The 16386-nt window shown below is 40.5% G+C and carries 18 protein-coding genes; 10 read left to right on the forward strand and 8 right to left on the reverse strand.

The genetic code is table 11. From position 1 onward, the window contains the following. The first annotated feature begins 176 nt into the window (after positions 1-176). The 8 genes from H6G08_RS05605 (at position 177) to H6G08_RS05640 (ending at position 6764) form a co-directional block, all read left to right on the forward strand. Complete coding sequence (locus H6G08_RS05605; protein WP_190539572.1) at positions 177-719, forward strand: hypothetical protein; 543 nt, start codon at positions 177-179, stop codon at positions 717-719. A gap of 446 nt (positions 720-1165) precedes the next feature. Then, positions 1166-1594, forward strand: a complete 429-nt coding sequence (locus H6G08_RS05610; RefSeq protein WP_190539483.1) for a hypothetical protein — start codon at positions 1166-1168, stop codon at positions 1592-1594. Between the two features lie 264 nt (positions 1595-1858). Further along, positions 1859-2209: a DUF6464 family protein gene (locus H6G08_RS05615; RefSeq protein ID WP_190539485.1), complete on the forward strand. Its 351-nt coding sequence runs from the start codon at positions 1859-1861 to the stop codon at positions 2207-2209. Positions 2210-2532: 323 nt separating this feature from the next. Next, the gene (gene ybiA, locus H6G08_RS05620) at positions 2533-2979 is read left to right on the forward strand and encodes a riboflavin biosynthesis intermediates N-glycosidase (RefSeq protein WP_190539487.1); all 447 of its coding nucleotides are present in this window, start codon (positions 2533-2535) and stop codon (positions 2977-2979) included. A 111-nt stretch (positions 2980-3090) separates the two neighbouring features. Then, on the forward strand, positions 3091-4185 hold the full coding sequence (locus H6G08_RS05625) for a tetratricopeptide repeat protein (protein ID WP_190539489.1): 1095 nt from the start codon (positions 3091-3093) through the stop codon (positions 4183-4185). Between the two features lie 142 nt (positions 4186-4327). Continuing rightward, positions 4328-5011, forward strand: a complete 684-nt coding sequence (locus H6G08_RS05630) for a uracil-DNA glycosylase (RefSeq protein WP_190539490.1) — start codon at positions 4328-4330, stop codon at positions 5009-5011. Between the two features lie 221 nt (positions 5012-5232). Then, a complete protein-coding gene (locus tag H6G08_RS05635; RefSeq protein ID WP_190539492.1) occupies positions 5233-5643 on the forward strand; it encodes a DUF4112 domain-containing protein in 411 nt (136 codons plus the stop codon). Positions 5644-6374: 731 nt separating this feature from the next. Continuing rightward, positions 6375-6764, forward strand: coding sequence for an Alr5209 family pentapeptide repeat protein (locus H6G08_RS05640; RefSeq protein ID WP_190539494.1), 390 nt, complete (start codon positions 6375-6377; stop codon positions 6762-6764). Between the two features lie 240 nt (positions 6765-7004). On the opposite strand, the gene H6G08_RS05645 is transcribed toward H6G08_RS05640, so the two are convergent. The 7 genes from H6G08_RS05645 to H6G08_RS05680 form a co-directional block, all read right to left on the reverse strand. Then, a complete protein-coding gene (locus tag H6G08_RS05645; protein ID WP_190539496.1) occupies positions 7005-7220 on the reverse strand; it encodes a hypothetical protein in 216 nt (71 codons plus the stop codon). Positions 7221-7847: 627 nt separating this feature from the next. Further along, complete coding sequence (locus H6G08_RS05650) at positions 7848-8606, reverse strand: HEAT repeat domain-containing protein (RefSeq protein WP_190539497.1); 759 nt, start codon at positions 8604-8606, stop codon at positions 7848-7850. Positions 8607-8816: 210 nt separating this feature from the next. Then, positions 8817-9407 (reverse strand): GNAT family N-acetyltransferase, encoded by a 591-nt coding sequence (locus H6G08_RS05655; protein WP_242046079.1) that lies wholly within the window; start codon positions 9405-9407, stop codon positions 8817-8819. 37 nt (positions 9408-9444) lie between these two features. Further along, positions 9445-9609: a DUF8624 family small hydrophobic protein gene (locus H6G08_RS05660; RefSeq protein WP_190539499.1), complete on the reverse strand. Its 165-nt coding sequence runs from the start codon at positions 9607-9609 to the stop codon at positions 9445-9447. 153 nt (positions 9610-9762) lie between these two features. Further along, positions 9763-10170, reverse strand: coding sequence for an ABC transporter permease (locus tag H6G08_RS05665; protein ID WP_190539501.1), 408 nt, complete (start codon positions 10168-10170; stop codon positions 9763-9765). After that, positions 10155-11444 carry an AmpG family muropeptide MFS transporter gene (locus tag H6G08_RS05670; RefSeq protein WP_190539576.1) on the reverse strand — a complete coding sequence of 430 codons (1290 nt, stop codon included), beginning with the start codon at positions 11442-11444 and terminating at the stop codon, positions 10155-10157. Before H6G08_RS05670 ends, H6G08_RS05665 begins: the two co-directional genes overlap by 16 nt. Positions 11445-11930: 486 nt before the next feature. Beyond that, positions 11931-12524: a MarC family protein gene (locus tag H6G08_RS05680; protein WP_190539578.1), complete on the reverse strand. Its 594-nt coding sequence runs from the start codon at positions 12522-12524 to the stop codon at positions 11931-11933. Positions 12525-12736: 212 nt separating this feature from the next. Here H6G08_RS05680 and H6G08_RS05685 point away from each other — a divergent pair, with 212 nt between their 5' ends. After that, entirely contained in the window at positions 12737-13549 is an 813-nt protein-coding gene (locus H6G08_RS05685; RefSeq protein ID WP_190539505.1) for a carbon-nitrogen hydrolase family protein, read from the forward strand. 71 nt (positions 13550-13620) lie between these two features. On the opposite strand, the gene dhaL is transcribed toward H6G08_RS05685, so the two are convergent. After that, entirely contained in the window at positions 13621-14253 is a 633-nt protein-coding gene (dhaL, locus tag H6G08_RS05690) for a dihydroxyacetone kinase subunit DhaL (protein WP_190539507.1), read from the reverse strand. Between the two features lie 129 nt (positions 14254-14382). Here dhaL and H6G08_RS05695 point away from each other — a divergent pair, with 129 nt between their 5' ends. Further along, entirely contained in the window at positions 14383-16380 is a 1998-nt protein-coding gene (locus H6G08_RS05695; RefSeq protein ID WP_190539509.1) for a glycosyl hydrolase family 28-related protein, read from the forward strand. The last annotated feature ends 6 nt before the right edge of the window (positions 16381-16386 follow it).

Below are 16386 nucleotides of genomic sequence, written 5' to 3' on the forward strand. Positions count from 1 at the left end.
ATTTGCTGAACGAGCTTGACATAACATTTACTACAACGTCAACAGTATATAGCCGGAGACAAAAGCCCCTGTAGTTGGTTTTTTCCTTACTTATGCGGATGATACTTCCCTAATTAAGTGGTATCTTTTGATGCTATGCCATTTAGGCAATAGTCAGGGGAAGGAGCTAGGATTTGATGATCGTCAATGATCTACATAAATTTGTCTCATATTGTAAAAGAGTTCAACCCCAAACGTATGAGGATATCAAAAAATTTTTTGAAGGAGTGATTGTCTTTCCCTATGACAAGGAACTGCTATTGCAAGCCTATTTATTTTTAAATATCAAAACCTTATTTCCTTCATGTACTGAATTACTGCTATTTGAAAAATCGCCAATTGCAGATTATACAGATTTGGGTAAATGTGATTTCGTTTACCTAACAAATCGGGGTAATATACTTTTGATTGAAACTAAATTTATAGACACAGAAGCAACAGGAGCAACAGAAAGAAAACGCAGGAACAAGCATAGAAATAAAGTTTTTGAACAAGTTATTACTTTAAAAAGCCGATTTAGTGAATATTGGCATATTAGAAATGAGCAATTAGAATGTGGCGTATTTACCACAGATCCAGAAGTAGATTGGCGGGGTAATGGCGTCAACGTAGTCACTAAATCAGTCACTATTGAAAATTTAGAGAAATGGCGCAGAAATTATCAAATAATTCGCGATTAATTATTCAAAATTAATTGCTATTTCTGGTACAACTAGCTGCGAATCATTCGTTAATATTTTTATTAATCTCAATATAGAAATTTAACTAAATTTTTTACCTAGAGCAATTTCTCCTAAAACTACCTGTAATTAGTAATTCCTCATACCTTATACCAATTCTCCAAAATGCAGCAACAGATCCAATCTCAAAAACCCTTGCTACATATGGCTTTCTTAATTTTGAATTTTGAATTTTGAATTTTGAATTTTGAATTGGTATTACCTGCTCCTAAACTTAGTTTTTCAATAAATATACTTATGTAAAATTTATTACATTTTTTTATCTAGGAAATTAGATTTCCCCTCGGTTTTCTCAAAAGCCATCACGAATCCGCACGCATTTAGTACAAATGTACTAAATGCTGCTAAAATACCTTCAACGCCAGTTACCCATCATCAGCAACACCATGAAACCTTACGCAGACAACAACACCAAAGCTGATTTGCACGAAATTGCGCTATTACAGACAAAAACTATATCAACTGCGTTAGCCACAAGAGCGATCGCGCCATTGCAACTGCCAGAGGATAATCAAGATAATGAGACCGATGCTTTACTAGTGCAAGCACAACGCATCAATCAAATGGCTGCACAGTTAGAAGCAATGATTTTAGAGTTCAAGACAACCGCTAGCAAACTCCAAGAAAAAGGTAAGCCATACAAAAGCATTTGCGAGTATTTACCAATTAGCGTTCCTTGGGTAATCCAGAAGCAAGATCGGTCATTTATCTTTACAATGCAAAAAGTAGATATCTTTAAAGCCGAAAGACAAGCAGCACAGCTAGCACAGCAACTACGTCAGCATAGCAAAATTAAAGAAGAGCGATCGCACTAACATTACCACTGACCATTGACCATTGACAAATCTTAAAGATCCGAAATCATAACTATCGCCCAACCGATAAACTGTAAAAGTTATGCTGTTTTACAGTGGTAATAGATAATTCTTGTTTAAAGTCTCTAGCACCACGAGCCTTTGTAGTTGGCAAATTTACTGTCAAAGCACAAAGGCGAAACTACCTAATAGCTGCACTTAGAAAAACAATCCTAGTGCAATATCAGGGGTAATAAATCAGCAAATCAAACAGTCAAGGAAAAAATGTTAAGGACTCTTTTGGTAATCGCCATTGGTTTCTTACCTTCCCTGTTCTCCCTGTGGGTAATCCGCAAAACTCATTTGCGGACACGTTTAAGAATGAGACAAGCAGCCATGAATGTCTCAGGGATGCGGGTTAGACAAAATATCAGGTCTATTGAAGGCGATACTGGCGGCAGCCTCTCTGGGGAACGCTATTATTTAGAAGGGGTTGGTTACTTAGTTGGTGACATCAGCTGCAAATTCAATGCTAGATCCGGCTATATCCGTTGCGCTGTCAACCCCGATGGGCCTTGTCAGGGATGTCGTCACTACGAACCAAAAGAATTAGCTGGGAGCGAACAGAGAACGTAAAAATCAGCTTTACCCTATTGATTTCAGGCTATGCACTCTCCCAAAAATGTGTCAAACTGACTCTAAATTTCGTCAATTTTTGTTATTAAATAACCAAATATTAGCAGTTATTAATATTTTTTTATCAACAATTAAGGGAACTCCAAAAAATAAATTATGCCAAATTGTAGGGGCGGGGTAACCCCGCCCCTACGAGTTGCGGATGTGGTAAGTTAATGATTAGAATATTTTTTTATTTGGAAGTCTCTAATAGGCGATCAATAACATTGGCTCAAATATAAATATAATACTGTCCTTTCAGTTTATTACTACTATTAAAAAATATGACAATTTATTTTTATACTGTTGGCGAAGAATATGGTTGTTTTTCCAACTTTTCACGCCACGGTTTTGAATTAGATGGCTTGTATTGGTTTACTAGCGAGCATTATTTTCAAGCACAAAAATTTATTGGTACTGACCATGTAGAACAAATCCGGTTAGTTAAAAGCCCTAAAGAAGCAGCAAAAATGGGTCGCGAACGCAGTCGTCCTCTCAGAAAGGATTGGGAACAAGTTAAAGATGATGTGATGAGAAAAGCTGTACTGCAAAAATTTACTACCCATACAGATATTAGAGAAATTTTACTTTCTACAGGTAATGAAGAAATTATTGAAAACTCCCCGATAGATTTTTACTGGGGTTGTGGTGCTGATGGTAGTGGTAAAAATATGTTGGGAATAATTTTAATGGAGGTGAGAGAAAAACTTCGTTTAGTTACAACAATTTAGGGGTGAAAATGTAATTTTACGGACGAATTCGTAGAAAATTAGACTGAGTGAAGATTTACTGACTATTTTGGGCATACTAGACATATCAGCGAACTTAATAGGACTTGGTCGATGTCTACAGGCGGATGGAATCCTGACTTTCAGAAAAAAGATCCTTTAAATATTCCCAAAAAATCCGGGAAATTAAAGCAGCAAAACACCATTACCCATGATTTTGACCAAGCTTCGCCAGAAGATATTACTCTTTACGAAGAAAGTAACCATCAGTTATCAGAAGCATCTCAACTACTGCGACAAGGAGTAAAACAGCAAAAAGCTGGTGATTTAACCGCAGCAATTAAGACTTTAGAAGCATCTTTTGTGCTATTTCAAGCCGCAGGCCATTCTCCTAGACAAGAACAGGTATTATCTTTATTAGCATTAATAGCTTATACAGTAGGAGACTACCAAAAAACTATTTCCTATTGTCAACAATGTTTATCCTTGATGGGAGAAGAATCAGATATATCCTTGCGGATACAAGTGCTTTCCCATTTAGGAAATTCTTACCGTCACATCAACAATTATGAACAAGCTATTAAGTTTTTAGAAGAAAGTTTGCAAATTACTCAGCAACAGTCAGACAAGCGTAGTCAAGTCGCAGCTTTAAATAATCTGGGTTTATTGTATAAAGCCTTAGGTAACTTGGAACAGGCGATTAATTATCAAGAACAGAGTTTAACAATTGTTCAAGAACTGCAAGATCGTTGGGGTGAGGAACAAGTACTCAAAAATTTAGGTAATGCATGGTATGCATTAGATGATTACACAAAAGCGATCGCATATTATGAAAAGTGTGTAGTCTTATGCCGTTCTTTGAAAAATCTGCGTAGTGCTGTACATGTCCTGAAAAATCTAGGTAATGCTTGCTATGCTTTAAGCGATTATGCCAAAGCCATGATTTATTACGAAGAACGATTGCAAGTAGCCAGAGAACTTCAAGACAAGCGCAGTGAAGAACAGTCTTTAGGAAGTTTAGGAGTAGCTTGTGAGGCTTTAGGCGATTATAACAAAGCGATCGCCTATCACGAACAACGTTTATATTTAGCCAAAGCCCTAAAAGACATTCGCAGTCAAGAACAAGCACTCGCTAGTCTCAAACTTGCTTGTTACGCCTTAGGCGATTATGCCAAAGCCATGCAATATCAAACAATGGAACCAGAATAATTCTGGCTCTCCAAACAATCTCACATCTCTCTCCCCTAGCCCCTAGCCCCTATTTTCAACACAGACAACTGATACAATAAAGGTTTGGTAAATATTGCCCGCAAATTTCACAGGCGCGACTTACCCCCAAGTTCAGATTGTCATGAGCAACGAAACCCAACTCAGTCTATTTGACGAATCCAGCTTTAACCAAAAAAACCTAATTCCTACAGACGCCAAAATTCCCATACCTTCTAATACATATTCCGACATGACTGAGTTGGCACAACACTGCAATCAGTGCCGCCGTTGTGGATTAGGAGACAACCGTACTCATGCAGTCGTAGGGCGTGGAAACCTCAAAGCACAGATTATGGTTGTTGGGGAAGCACCAGGTCAAAATGAAGACGAAACAGGTTTACCCTTTGTCGGCAAATCTGGGCAGTTATTAGAGAAAATTTTAGCATCTGTTCATCTCAGTACAGAGCATGATGTATACATTTGTAACATCAACAAATGCCGCCCACCAGAGAATCGGGTTCCGACTACTGAAGAAATGACAGCTTGTTTGCCTTATTTATTAGAACAAATTCGCCTGGTAGATCCAAAAATTATTCTGTTAACTGGTGCCACTGCTGTTAAAGGTTTAACTGGTGATAAACGCGGGATTACGAAAATTCGCGGGCAGTGGATCGAGTGGCAAGGGCGTTTGTGTATGCCAATTTTCCACCCTTCCTATCTACTGCGTAACCCTTCCAGAGAAGTAAATAGTCCAAAATGGCTCATGTGGCAAGATATACAAGCTGTACGTGCCAAGTACGACGAAATCACAGGTAGTAACAAATAGCCAACAACATAGAATTGGCAATTGAAATAGTCAACAGTCAACAGTCAACAGTCAGTAGGGGCGGGTTTATTGAGAATAATCGTTGCTCAGTGAGGATATTTGTGAACCCGCCCGTACAGTTGTCATCAGTCAACATTCATCAGTCAACAGTTATTTCTCGTGATACAGGACAAGTCAGACTCAATTAGGGCAATCTAAGAGTAGTAGAAATATCGTAAATTATGGACGCAGCTAAACGCCTTGCTACTCTCAACCGCATCCGCAAACTCAGTCGCCTGATGGATACATCTATACGCATTCCTGGTATAGGTTTTCGTATAGGAATAGACCCGATTATTGGGTTGATTCCTGGTGCAGGTGATTTAATTAGTACAGGGTTTTCAGCTTACATCATATTTTTAGCCACACGCTTTGGTCTACCACACCGAGATTTAGCGAAAATGATATTTAATGTAGGTTTAGAGGCGGTTGTTGGTACTGTGCCTTTGGTAGGTGATTTGTTTGACGCTTTCTATAAATCTAATATTCGTAATTTAGAAATTTTAGAGCAACATTTAACAGTCGTTGAACCGGAAATTGCCACAGTCCCTGTAGAAAATTACGCCATTAAAAGCTCAACTGCTTCTTCCTAGTTCAGCAAATACACTCACCCTATTGGACACATTACAAACTGGCTGATTGCAAGGTCTAAGGTAATAACTATTACGGTACTATAAGATACAAGAAGGTTAGAAAAAGTCCTAGCTCCGGCCTTTACTTACAAAAACTGAACTTGAATGTATCCAGCAACCTCACATAACTGTGGGGTTGTTCTTTAGGCAGAAAATTTGATAGATAGATTGATCGGGTTGGGGTTTAGGTACGAAAATCTATATAGTTTGGTTTATTCACACCGATTTACTTATTTAATAAATATTAATTATTTCGATGGGTAATACCAAACCTACAAAGTTTTAATCTGCTATAAAAGCTAATGGGAAGTTATGGCTCTTTCTTGTTAGCTATCAGAGCCATCAAATATTTCTTACTGGGGTATTTTTTATTAGGGTTAACCTCTGCGTAACTGAATGAAGCTAGAAGTTAATCAAAATTAGAAAAAATGTGACAGTTGGGTATAAGCATAAAATTATAACTTAAGCATAAATTAGCAAAAAGCTTAATTTATCTAAGCACCAGGATGCCAAGGACGCCAAGAATTTGTTGAGCGTGTATAAGTTATAGAAATATTTTCTATGCATAATTTTATGTGCTATGGGATATCATCTTCGTAGTATGAGTTAACCCTCCTAAAAATTTTTTATGCAACTGTACCGCTCGCTATATTTTTAAAACTAGGAAATAAATTTGAGGAACTCGTGAGGAAATGACTGAAAAAAATACGCAACAACCCATTAATACTGTAGCTGGTATCTTAGAAGGCTACGCATTAGGACACCGTAGCTTTAGTAGGGCAGAATTGAGTGATGCTAATTTACAAGGTGCTGACCTCAAAGGTTCTGACTTAAGCTATGCTGACTTGAGCCAAGCTAACTTGAGTGGTGCGAACCTGAGAGGTTCTGACTTGAGCTTTGCCGATTTGAGTCAGGCGAATCTCCAAGATACTGATTTACGAGGAGCGTTATTATTTTCGGCGAATCTGCGCTCTGCGGATATAACAGGAGCAAAGTTTGACAAAGCAGATTGCGATCGCAATACCCATTTTCCCGACAATTTTGACTTAGTTCAGGCGGGCTTGCAAGTTAAGGAAGGTTAAGAACTTTCAGACAAAACTTTATCCACAAAGGATCGAGTTTTGTCTAAAAGTGGGTATTGCCTTATACCGCAAAGGTCTACTGTATCAGCCTTTGTTGACAGTACCCACTGATTAACAATTCAAAATTCAAAATTAAAGACATTTTCAGTCGGGGATTTAAACCCCGACTGAAAATGATACTACGTATAGACGCAGGGGTCTTAAACCCTTTTATTTACGATAAAATTGTTATTTGCGCATTTAACTCAGCCCTAAACAAGCTTTGATCGAATAACCGAAGATTCTAGAAACTTGGCGACGACATATGGGACATTTATTGATATCTGGTTGATCTGGGGTGACATCAATTGGTTGCCAATAAATTTTACTGGTACCATTTGCTGTTATCTCTACTTCCATGCGGTAACGAATCATCTTCTTGCAAACAAAGCAGGGCTTTTCTGTGTATTGAAGCATACTGTAATCCTGTTGTAGCTGAGTAGTCAGTTGATGACTGTGCCAATGCTTTTACTGAAGCATTTATCTATCAGCACTTAAAAGAAGCAATATGCAGTTTTTTTAATTATTTTTTAATAATTAACTATTCTATGAATAAATACTCATTTTTGCCGATAAACTAATAGCCTTGCACCGAGATAGTGCAAGGCTAAGATGTGGTTCAAGAGTTTATCTTAAATTTGGCAACACTTCCGTACTGAGTACGTGCTGATTAAAATTAGTCCAAGCATTGACAACTCACCGCACTTTTAGGGCGGTGATTCTTGGGCTGATCACTGCCTCCACCAACAATGTTGATCTTGGTCTTACACGATCATGTCTGACTCGACTACACCCTTTAGGGGCAAGCCTCTTAACGAGTCAATCCCACAAGCGTAACTTTCCGTATGCCCTACGGTAGTTTATTTCTTTTTTTCGTCCTTACAGTTTGGATTTACTTGAATACCATTGACTGCTAGGAATTTTGAGATCACGGAGTAGGACGTTTAACCTGTTTCCTCATCGTTCTCACGGTCAACAACCTATTAAAATTATCTCACAAAGCCGTCCTACAAGGACGGGGTTTTAGACCCATTTTTCTGATAACTAGAATAATCCTTCTTGTTCTAAGGTTTCGATCAACTGCAAACCGCGAGGATCGCCTACACCTAATAAGGAGGCTTTAGCGTCTTCTCTGACACCTAAGTCTTGATCTTCAGCAAAGGCTTCAATTAAAGCATCAATTGCTGAGGCATAAATTACATTAGATGGTAGTTCGCGGCATAATTGCCCAATAGCCCAAGCGCTGTTACTACGTACAGCAGCTATAGGATCTTTGACTAAAGCTTCAATTAGTGGTGGTATGGCTCCTACAACTGATTCATAATTGACTTCTGCCATTTGTGCTAAAGCACTAGCAGCCCATAATCGCACGGCGGAAATATCGGTTCTTAAAGCGTCAGCTAGGGGTGCTAATGAACGGCGATCGCGGCAATTTCCTAAAGCCCATACTATACCTTTACGCACATAGCCGTTCCAGTCGCGGTTGAGTTGAGTAATTAACGGCTCTACCGCATCCTGACTGGGGTTGCGTCCTATGGCGTAGGCTGCACTTACCCGCACTAAAGGACATGTATCGGTTAACAGCCCGATGAGATGGGGAATAGCGCGTTTGTCTTCTAGGTCACAAAAAGCACGCGCCGCTAGCATTCGTTGCTGCGGTTGGGGATTTTCTAACAGAGCTAGCATCACCTCTGGATCGGGTTTTACCACTTCTGCTTCAGCAGTTAGTGGCTCCATGCGATCTAGGGGACTTTCTAGCTCGACATCGAGATCGAGTAGGCTTAGGTCTTCTTCGTCATACATAATAGTGCAAGAAGGCAGTAGGCAGATGGTAATACCTCGAATACCCTGGGTGACAACTGAGTATGAGTTGTTGAGAGCAACCGTACTCTTTTGGAGAAACCGCAGGGTAGCAAGTCGAAGTGAGGCAGCAAGCAGAAGACTGTATGTCTATAAAAGCTACTTTTTAGTCACATTTTAACTGCCTAAGTATTCATGCCATGCTGCACTAGTTTATTTTTCTATATTGAGTGATTTTACCATCCACAGGGATTGGGTATGATAGCCAAGTTGATCGTAAAGATTCAAAGCGGCTTGGTTAGATTGAAATACTTGTAACCCAATTTGGCGATCGCCTCTTTGAGTTGCCCAGTTTTCTAAATATTTCATCAAAGCTGTACCAATACCCCGTCGCCGATGTTCGGGAACAACGTACAACAGAAAAATATGCGCATGGCGGCTACCACTAATTTGATCGATGGCGTTTCCTACCCAAAGACAAGCGACGGGGGAGGGGGAAGACAAGGGAGACAAGGGGGACAAGGGAGACAAGGGAGAAAATTCTCCTCTGCTCCCTGGGGACTGAGCGGAGTCGAAGTCCACCTCTGCTCCTTTTTCTTCATCTACCCACCACAAGGGGGTTTTACTAGAGAAATATTGCTCGACGGTTTGCGCTAGGTGAGAAAAATCTTCAGAGGGAAAGATATCTTGGTAGCTCCGTTGCATGAATTTGACTAGTAACGCCCGATTTAAGACGGAGCCAAGGCGAATACTATACCCTGGTAGCAGTTGTTCAGGCATTTTGGGGCATTGGGCATTGGGCATTGGGCATTGGGCAAGACTTGATTGACTGACTTTATATTTAGCTGAATGAGTGATGTTGGGTAAAAATTACTCCAACTTCTTCAATGGGTGCTGGCGCTGCCATATCTGAAGGTAAAAAGATGCGGGCGCTAACGGCTACTAAAGCCAGGATAAATACTAGCACTACCAGCAAAGGGGCAATGTATTGACGAAAAATAGCCATAATTGGGGTGAGAAGGAGCTAGGGATGTTGACGGTTGACTGTTGACTGTTGACTGTTGACTGTGAACCATCAACAGCGAACAATTTAATAGTTGTAGATTTGTAACGTTTGCTTGATTTATTTTAGCGATGTTCTGGGATTTACCAACAGAAGTTATTCGCGATCGCTATCAAAATCATCAATTGCTTTCTGGATATACCAATCTTCAGACATCCCTGGATTATTTTGCCTAGCTTGCTCTATTAACTGTTCAGCAGTGTTGATGTCACCATCTAAGCGAGCAATTAATCTATTTTTGAGGTCGTTTTCGTAGGAAAATGCCTCGGTTTGGTTGGATAGTGCGGGATTGAATGCTTGTGATTGCATTTGTTCTCGGCGCAGCTGCCAAAATAGAACGTAATACAGGGTGCCAAAAATCAGAATCAGACTGAGTGTGCCCAAAAAAGTTAGGAGGTTAAAGCCTAAAAATCCTAATACTAATTGGGAGAGAACGTAGCCTAGTAATAGGCCAGTCAGTAAGAGGATAAACGTGCCGACAATAATTACTACTTGGTTTCCCATAAATCCTCTTCTTCCTCAAGTCCTGGTCTTGTCATTGTTGCTGGTTTTGGGTTCCAGGGGGCAAATATTGGTAATAGCAACAGTCCGGGAACAGCTGCCACAATGGTAATGATAAAAAATAATGGCCAACCTGTGTTTTGGGCGATCGCTCCACCGGGAGAAGCCAGAATATCACGACTAACAGCCATTAAACTAGAAAGTAAAGCATATTGGGTGGCAGAAAATTTCTGGTTACACAGACTCATTAAGAATGCCACAAAAGCTGCTGTGCCTAAACCCCCACAGAACTGTTCTATATTAATAGCCAGCACCATAGCTTGATAACTTTTACCTGTATAAGCTACAGCTAAGTAAGCGAAATTACTTACAGCCTGTAGAATTCCAAACACCCAGAGCGACCGATTGATACCGATTCTACTTAAAATTGCTCCCCCAGCCAACGCCCCAACTATGGTAGCAATTAATCCCATACCTACTTGAATCGCGCCGATGTCGGTTTTAGTAAAACCAACTTGTAGCAAAAACGGCGTGGTCATGTTACTCAGTAAAGCATCACCCAATTTGTACAGGGTAATAAATACCAGCATCAAAAACCCTTGAAGGACTCCCTGGCGTTGGAAAAATTCACCAAAAGGTAAAATTACGGCTTCTGATAATGAAGCGGGAGGGCTAGTTTCTGTCGGTTCTGGTGCAAACAAGGTGGCTAAAATCCCCAATGCCATTGTACCTGCCATCAATAAATAAACCGATGACCAGGGAATGCGATCGGCAAGGATTAAGGCTAAAGCACCTGCGACTAACAAGGCGATGCGATAACCCAAAATAAATACTGCTGCACCTGCACCCATTTCTAATTTTTCTAAAACGTCGGTGCGGTAAGCATCTGCGGCAATATCTTGAGTTGCACTTAAAAAAGCAATTACTATGGCGTTAATAGCTAGCAGCTGTAAAGCTTGTTTCGGTTGCTGGAAAGCCATAATTGCGATCGCAACTATTAACGCCAACTGAGTCAAAATTAACCAACCCCGTCGCCGCCCTAACCAGGGGACAGTAAATCTGTCAAGAAATGGTGACCAAAGAAACTTTAATGAATAAGGTAAACTAGCGAGGCTAAACCAGCCAATAGCCGCCAAATCTACCTGTTCTACAGTCATCCATGCCTTTAAAGTGTTACCGATTAAAAGTAACGGTAACCCCGATGCAAAGCCGAGAAATAATAAAGCCGCCATTTTACGGCTACCAAATACTTGTAGTAGCGATCGCACTGGATTCATCCTGTAATTTTCCTCCTCACTCTGACGAATTGCAGTAATATTGCCATAGTTACCGGATAATTTTACGCAATTGGACAAAATAGGTTCTAGGGAAAAGGATTGAGGGCGTCATTGCAAAATCATTGTTGCTTGAGAAGTAACAATGAAGATGCAGCAAAATAATTTATTAGGCAATACCGTTCAGTTAGCATCAAAAACCTTAAACCGTGTAGGTTGGGTTGAGGAACGAAACCCAACATTTTCGGCGATTTGTTGGGTTTCACTTCGTTCAACCCAACCTACTAGCGCTGGATTCATCCTAGAATTTTCCTCCTCACTCTGACGAATTGCAGTAATATTGCCATAGTTACCGGATGATTTTACGCAATTGGACAAAATAGGGTCTAGGGAAAAGGATTGAGGGCGTCATTGCAAAATCATTGTTGCTTGAGAAGTAACAATGAAGATGCAGCAAAATAATTTATTGTTTGCAGTTCGCTGAGTTGATTACGGAAAGAACAACTCGCGAATTCCCGTACTACCAATTTCTATCGCCAGCGCGGCTAAGAGAAATCCGAAAAGCTGAGTCACTATTACTGCACCTTCAGCACCAATCCATTTGTCAATGTAGGTTCCTAGACGCAAAATTACCCAACTAATGAACATTGCGGCAACCATACCTAACAATACACTGATAGGCGAACTGGGAGATTTTGACATAAATAACATGACTGTTGTTAAGGTACCAGGCCCGGCTAATAAGGGCAAAGCTAGGGGAGTAATTGCTACATCCCGTCCTTCTTCGGTAATCGGTGTATCTAATTCGCCGCGTAACATTTGCAAAGAAATTAACAGTAATAATAGTCCTCCAGCTACGCGCAAAGATGCCATGCTGATTTCTAAATAATCCAAAATTAGTTGCCCAGCAAAAGCAAACAGTAATAAAACTGCGATCGCTACCACCATCGCTTTATCTATGACTTTGTTTCTTTCCTCCGGTGTCATCCCTTTAGTTAAAATCAGCACTATCGGTATATTACCGATCGCATCCGCTAAGACAAATACAGCAATAAAAGTATGAACGAGAGCAGAGGTATCCACAGGAGATCGCATTTATCAACATTTGATAACAACCTAGCTTGAAACCTGTTCAAATTCCCAGATCCCATAGCAAGATTGATCTGAGGCGATAAGTATCATCAGCTGCTTAAAGAAAAACAACCCTATTGTTGGTCTAACGGAGTTCCCCAGTTCTTTAAGTAACGATATAGTTGGAATCTACCTCGCACAATTCATTGTTTGTTGTCGAAGCTATGAAGCCTTATTTAGCAGCTGCTATCCAGTTAACTAGCGTGCCCAATTTACAAAAAAATTTGGCACAAGCAGAAGAATTAATTGATCTTGCCGTGCGTCGAGGTGCTGAATTAGTAGGTTTGCCGGAAAACTTTTCTTTTATGGGAGAGGAAAAAGACAAACTTGCCCAAGCAGAGGCGATCGCCCGTGAAAGCGAAATATTTCTCAAAAAAATGGCCCAGCGTTTTCAAGTGACTATTCTGGGCGGTAGCTTTCCCGTGCTTGTAGAAAATACAGGCAAATTTTACAACACCACTATACTCGTTGACCCTAACGGACAAGAAGTTGCTAGATATCATAAAGTACATTTATTTGATGTCAATGTACCTGATGGTAATACCTATCAAGAATCTAGTACAGTCATGTCTGGGAAGCAACTGCCACCTGTATATTTTTCCGAAAAGTTAGGTAATTTAGGATTGTCTATTTGTTACGATGTTCGCTTTCCTGAATTGTATCGCCATCTCGCAGATAAAGGCGCAGATGTAATTTTTGTACCTGCGGCTTTTACTGCCTTCACGGGGAAAGATCATTGGCAAACATTACTCCAAGCCAGAGCAATTGAAAACACCTGTTACGTGATTGCTCCCGCGCAAACTGGTACCCATTACGCCAGACGCCAAACCCACGGACATGCCACGATTATCGATCCTTGGGGGGTAATTTTAGCTGATGCTGGCGAACAACCAGGAATTGCGATCGCGGAAATCAAACCCACTCGTCTAGAACAAGTCCGTCGGCAAATGCCTTCGTTGCAACACCGGATATTTTAGTTGAATAACAGGGGACAAGGGGGACAAGGAGGACAAGGCAGAAAATTGTACAGACGCGATGAATCGCGTCTCTATTGACCATTGACCACCACTAACAAACATTTCAACAGCAAATAAGCAGAAGTAGCGCCGGGATCTTGGTGTCCAATACTGCGTTCTCCTAAGTAACTGGCGCGTCCTTTTTTGGCTAACATCGGTGTAGTATTTTTCATTCCCTGTTCGGCGGCGGTTACTGCTTGTTGCAAAGCTGTGACTGTATCTCCACCTGCATTGACAACTTGTGCAAAAGCTACTACGGCAGGAGATAAGACATCTATCATGGTCTTGTCTCCTAATTGAGCTTTACCACGGCTAAGTACGCCATTTAAACCAGATTGCAGTAATTGCAGTAAATCTTGCTCGTTTAGTTCTTGCTTACCTGCAACCTCTGTACTTGCACGGAGAAACCAAGTACCATAAAGGGGGCCGCTAGCACCGCCAATAGTAGAAATTAAGGTCATGCTCACGGCTTTGAAAATGCTACCGATGTCTTTGTCAGCAACGGTTGGTAATTGAGCGATCGCTTTTTTAAACCCACGATCCATATTAATACCATGGTCAGCATCCCCAATCGCCGCGTCTAATTCGGTTAGATATGCTTTATTTTGCTCTATTTCCCTAGCAAATAGCTGTAACCATTGCAAAATCTGCTCTTGACTGACCATTTATCGCCTCTGTTGAGTTTGGTAATATTAAATAAGGTAACGCCGCAATATATCCGAATTTGTACGGCTATGTTGATGAAGTTCGTGTAAGAGTAGGAAGTAGCAATTAGCCAAGAGAGTATGCATTTTATGATTCGTCCTCGGGCATTATTCTTAAAACTACTCCCTTTATTATTTTTAATCGCTTTTTTAACTACTACTTGCGCTCAGTCCAGCCAAACTAGTGAAAGTAAGATTGTTGCTTTAGGTGCAGCAGTCACATCAGTTAAAGAAAATATTGTTTATCCAGAAAATGCAACTGTCGTTGATGTAACTGCACCAGAATATGGAGCCATACCCAACGATAGTCAAGATGATACCGCAGCTATTCAAAAAGCGCTGAGTCGGTATCCTGCTGGTAGCAGAGTAATTTATTTACCCAATGGGGTTTATAACATCTCAAATTCCCTCTACTGGCCTAAAGGTAAGCGTTTCCGCTCTGATTACAAGCGAACTATACTCCAAGGACAAAGCACAGAAGGGGTAATTATTCAACTCCAAGATAACTCTCCTAATTTTCAAAATCCCCAAAAACCAAGGCCAGTAGTATCTACAGGTTTTGATCCCGATGAAAATCCTAAATCTGAAGATTTCCGAGCCAGTAAGATAGCGCAACGCTTTAGTAATTCAGTCAGAAATCTGACTATTAATATCGGGAATAAAAATCCGGGAGCAGAAGGACTCAATTTTGCTGCTAATAATCAAGGCGCAGTTCGCAGTGTAAAAATTATCTCTCCTGACGGACAGGGAACAACAGGTTTAGCATTAACTCATGGCGAAATTGGGCCGCTGTTAATAGAAGATGTGGAAATTGTTGGATTTGACAACGGAATCCTGACAAATAACGGGATTAATAGCGTGACATTGCAAAATATTACAGTCCGCGACCAAAAACGCGCAGGTATTTACAATGGCGGACAGGTAATGAGTCTTGAGGGTTTCAGTAGTTTTAATTCTGTACCTGCAATTATTAATGGCAAAAATCCTCATAAAGGTAACGAGCCAGGTAGTATATTAACTCTGGTGAATGCCAAACTCATTGGTCGTGGTAAAGCAAACAAGACTGTGGCAATTTCTTCGGCGGGGTTTGTCTATGCCAGAAATGTAACATCTTCAGGCTATAGAAACATTTTCACCAGCAATGCCCGTAAAGCCGAAAAAAATCTCAAAAATGCGGCTGTAGATGAATTTACTTCCCGTCCTATCCTCTCTAACTTTCCTTCACCAGAGCGTTCTTTACAACTACCAATTAAGCAATTTCCTAAGCTGGAATGGGACGATCGCAAAAATTGGGCAAGTGTGGAGAAATTTGGCGCAAATCCCAAAGATAAAAAGGATGATACAGCAGCTTTTCAAGCCGCCATCGATTCTGGTGCAACTACTGTCTTTGTGCCAAATAAGGGTAGGTTTACAATCGACGGTTCCCTAAAACTCAGAGGAAAAGTACAAAGATTTCTCAGTACTGGCGGAATCATTGAGGGTGATGGGGAGATAGTTGCAGATAATGGTAACCAACCAACGTTGATTGTCGAAAACTTTTTTGTAGGATATAAATCCAAGCTCAAGTGGAAAAGTATTGCTAATCGCACTGTAGTTTTCCGCAGTATGATGCACCTTGATTTAGAAAGTCAAGGTACTGGGGATCTGTTCATTGATGATGCAAGTATGGGACAACTGAGATTTCTCAACCCCAAGCAAAGCATTTGGGCACGCCAGATTAATCCTGAAGGTGGTTCAGCAACTAATGTGGTGAATAATGGCGCTAAACTGTGGATTTTGGGCATGAAAACCGAGAAAGCTCAAACAAAAATTGAAACTGCCAATGGCGGCTTGACTGAACTTTTAGGTGCATTGATTTATGCCACTTCTAAAGAAGATCCAAAAGTTCCCCTGTTCAGAATCAATAATGCTAGTGCTAGTTTTGCTGGAGTAGGCGAAGCATATTTTGATAAAGACACTTATGAAATTTGGGTTGAAGAAACAAGGGGTAGTAATACCAAAATCCTCAAAAGAAACGATATTCCTAGCAGAATGACTGCAAACGGGCGTGCTTTGGTGCTGTATAGCGGCTTCGATAAGCGACCCTAGTACACT

The sequence above is a fragment of the Calothrix anomala FACHB-343 genome, from assembly GCF_014696435.1.
Taxonomy (GTDB): domain Bacteria; phylum Cyanobacteriota; class Cyanobacteriia; order Cyanobacteriales; family Nostocaceae; genus Aulosira; species Aulosira anomala_A.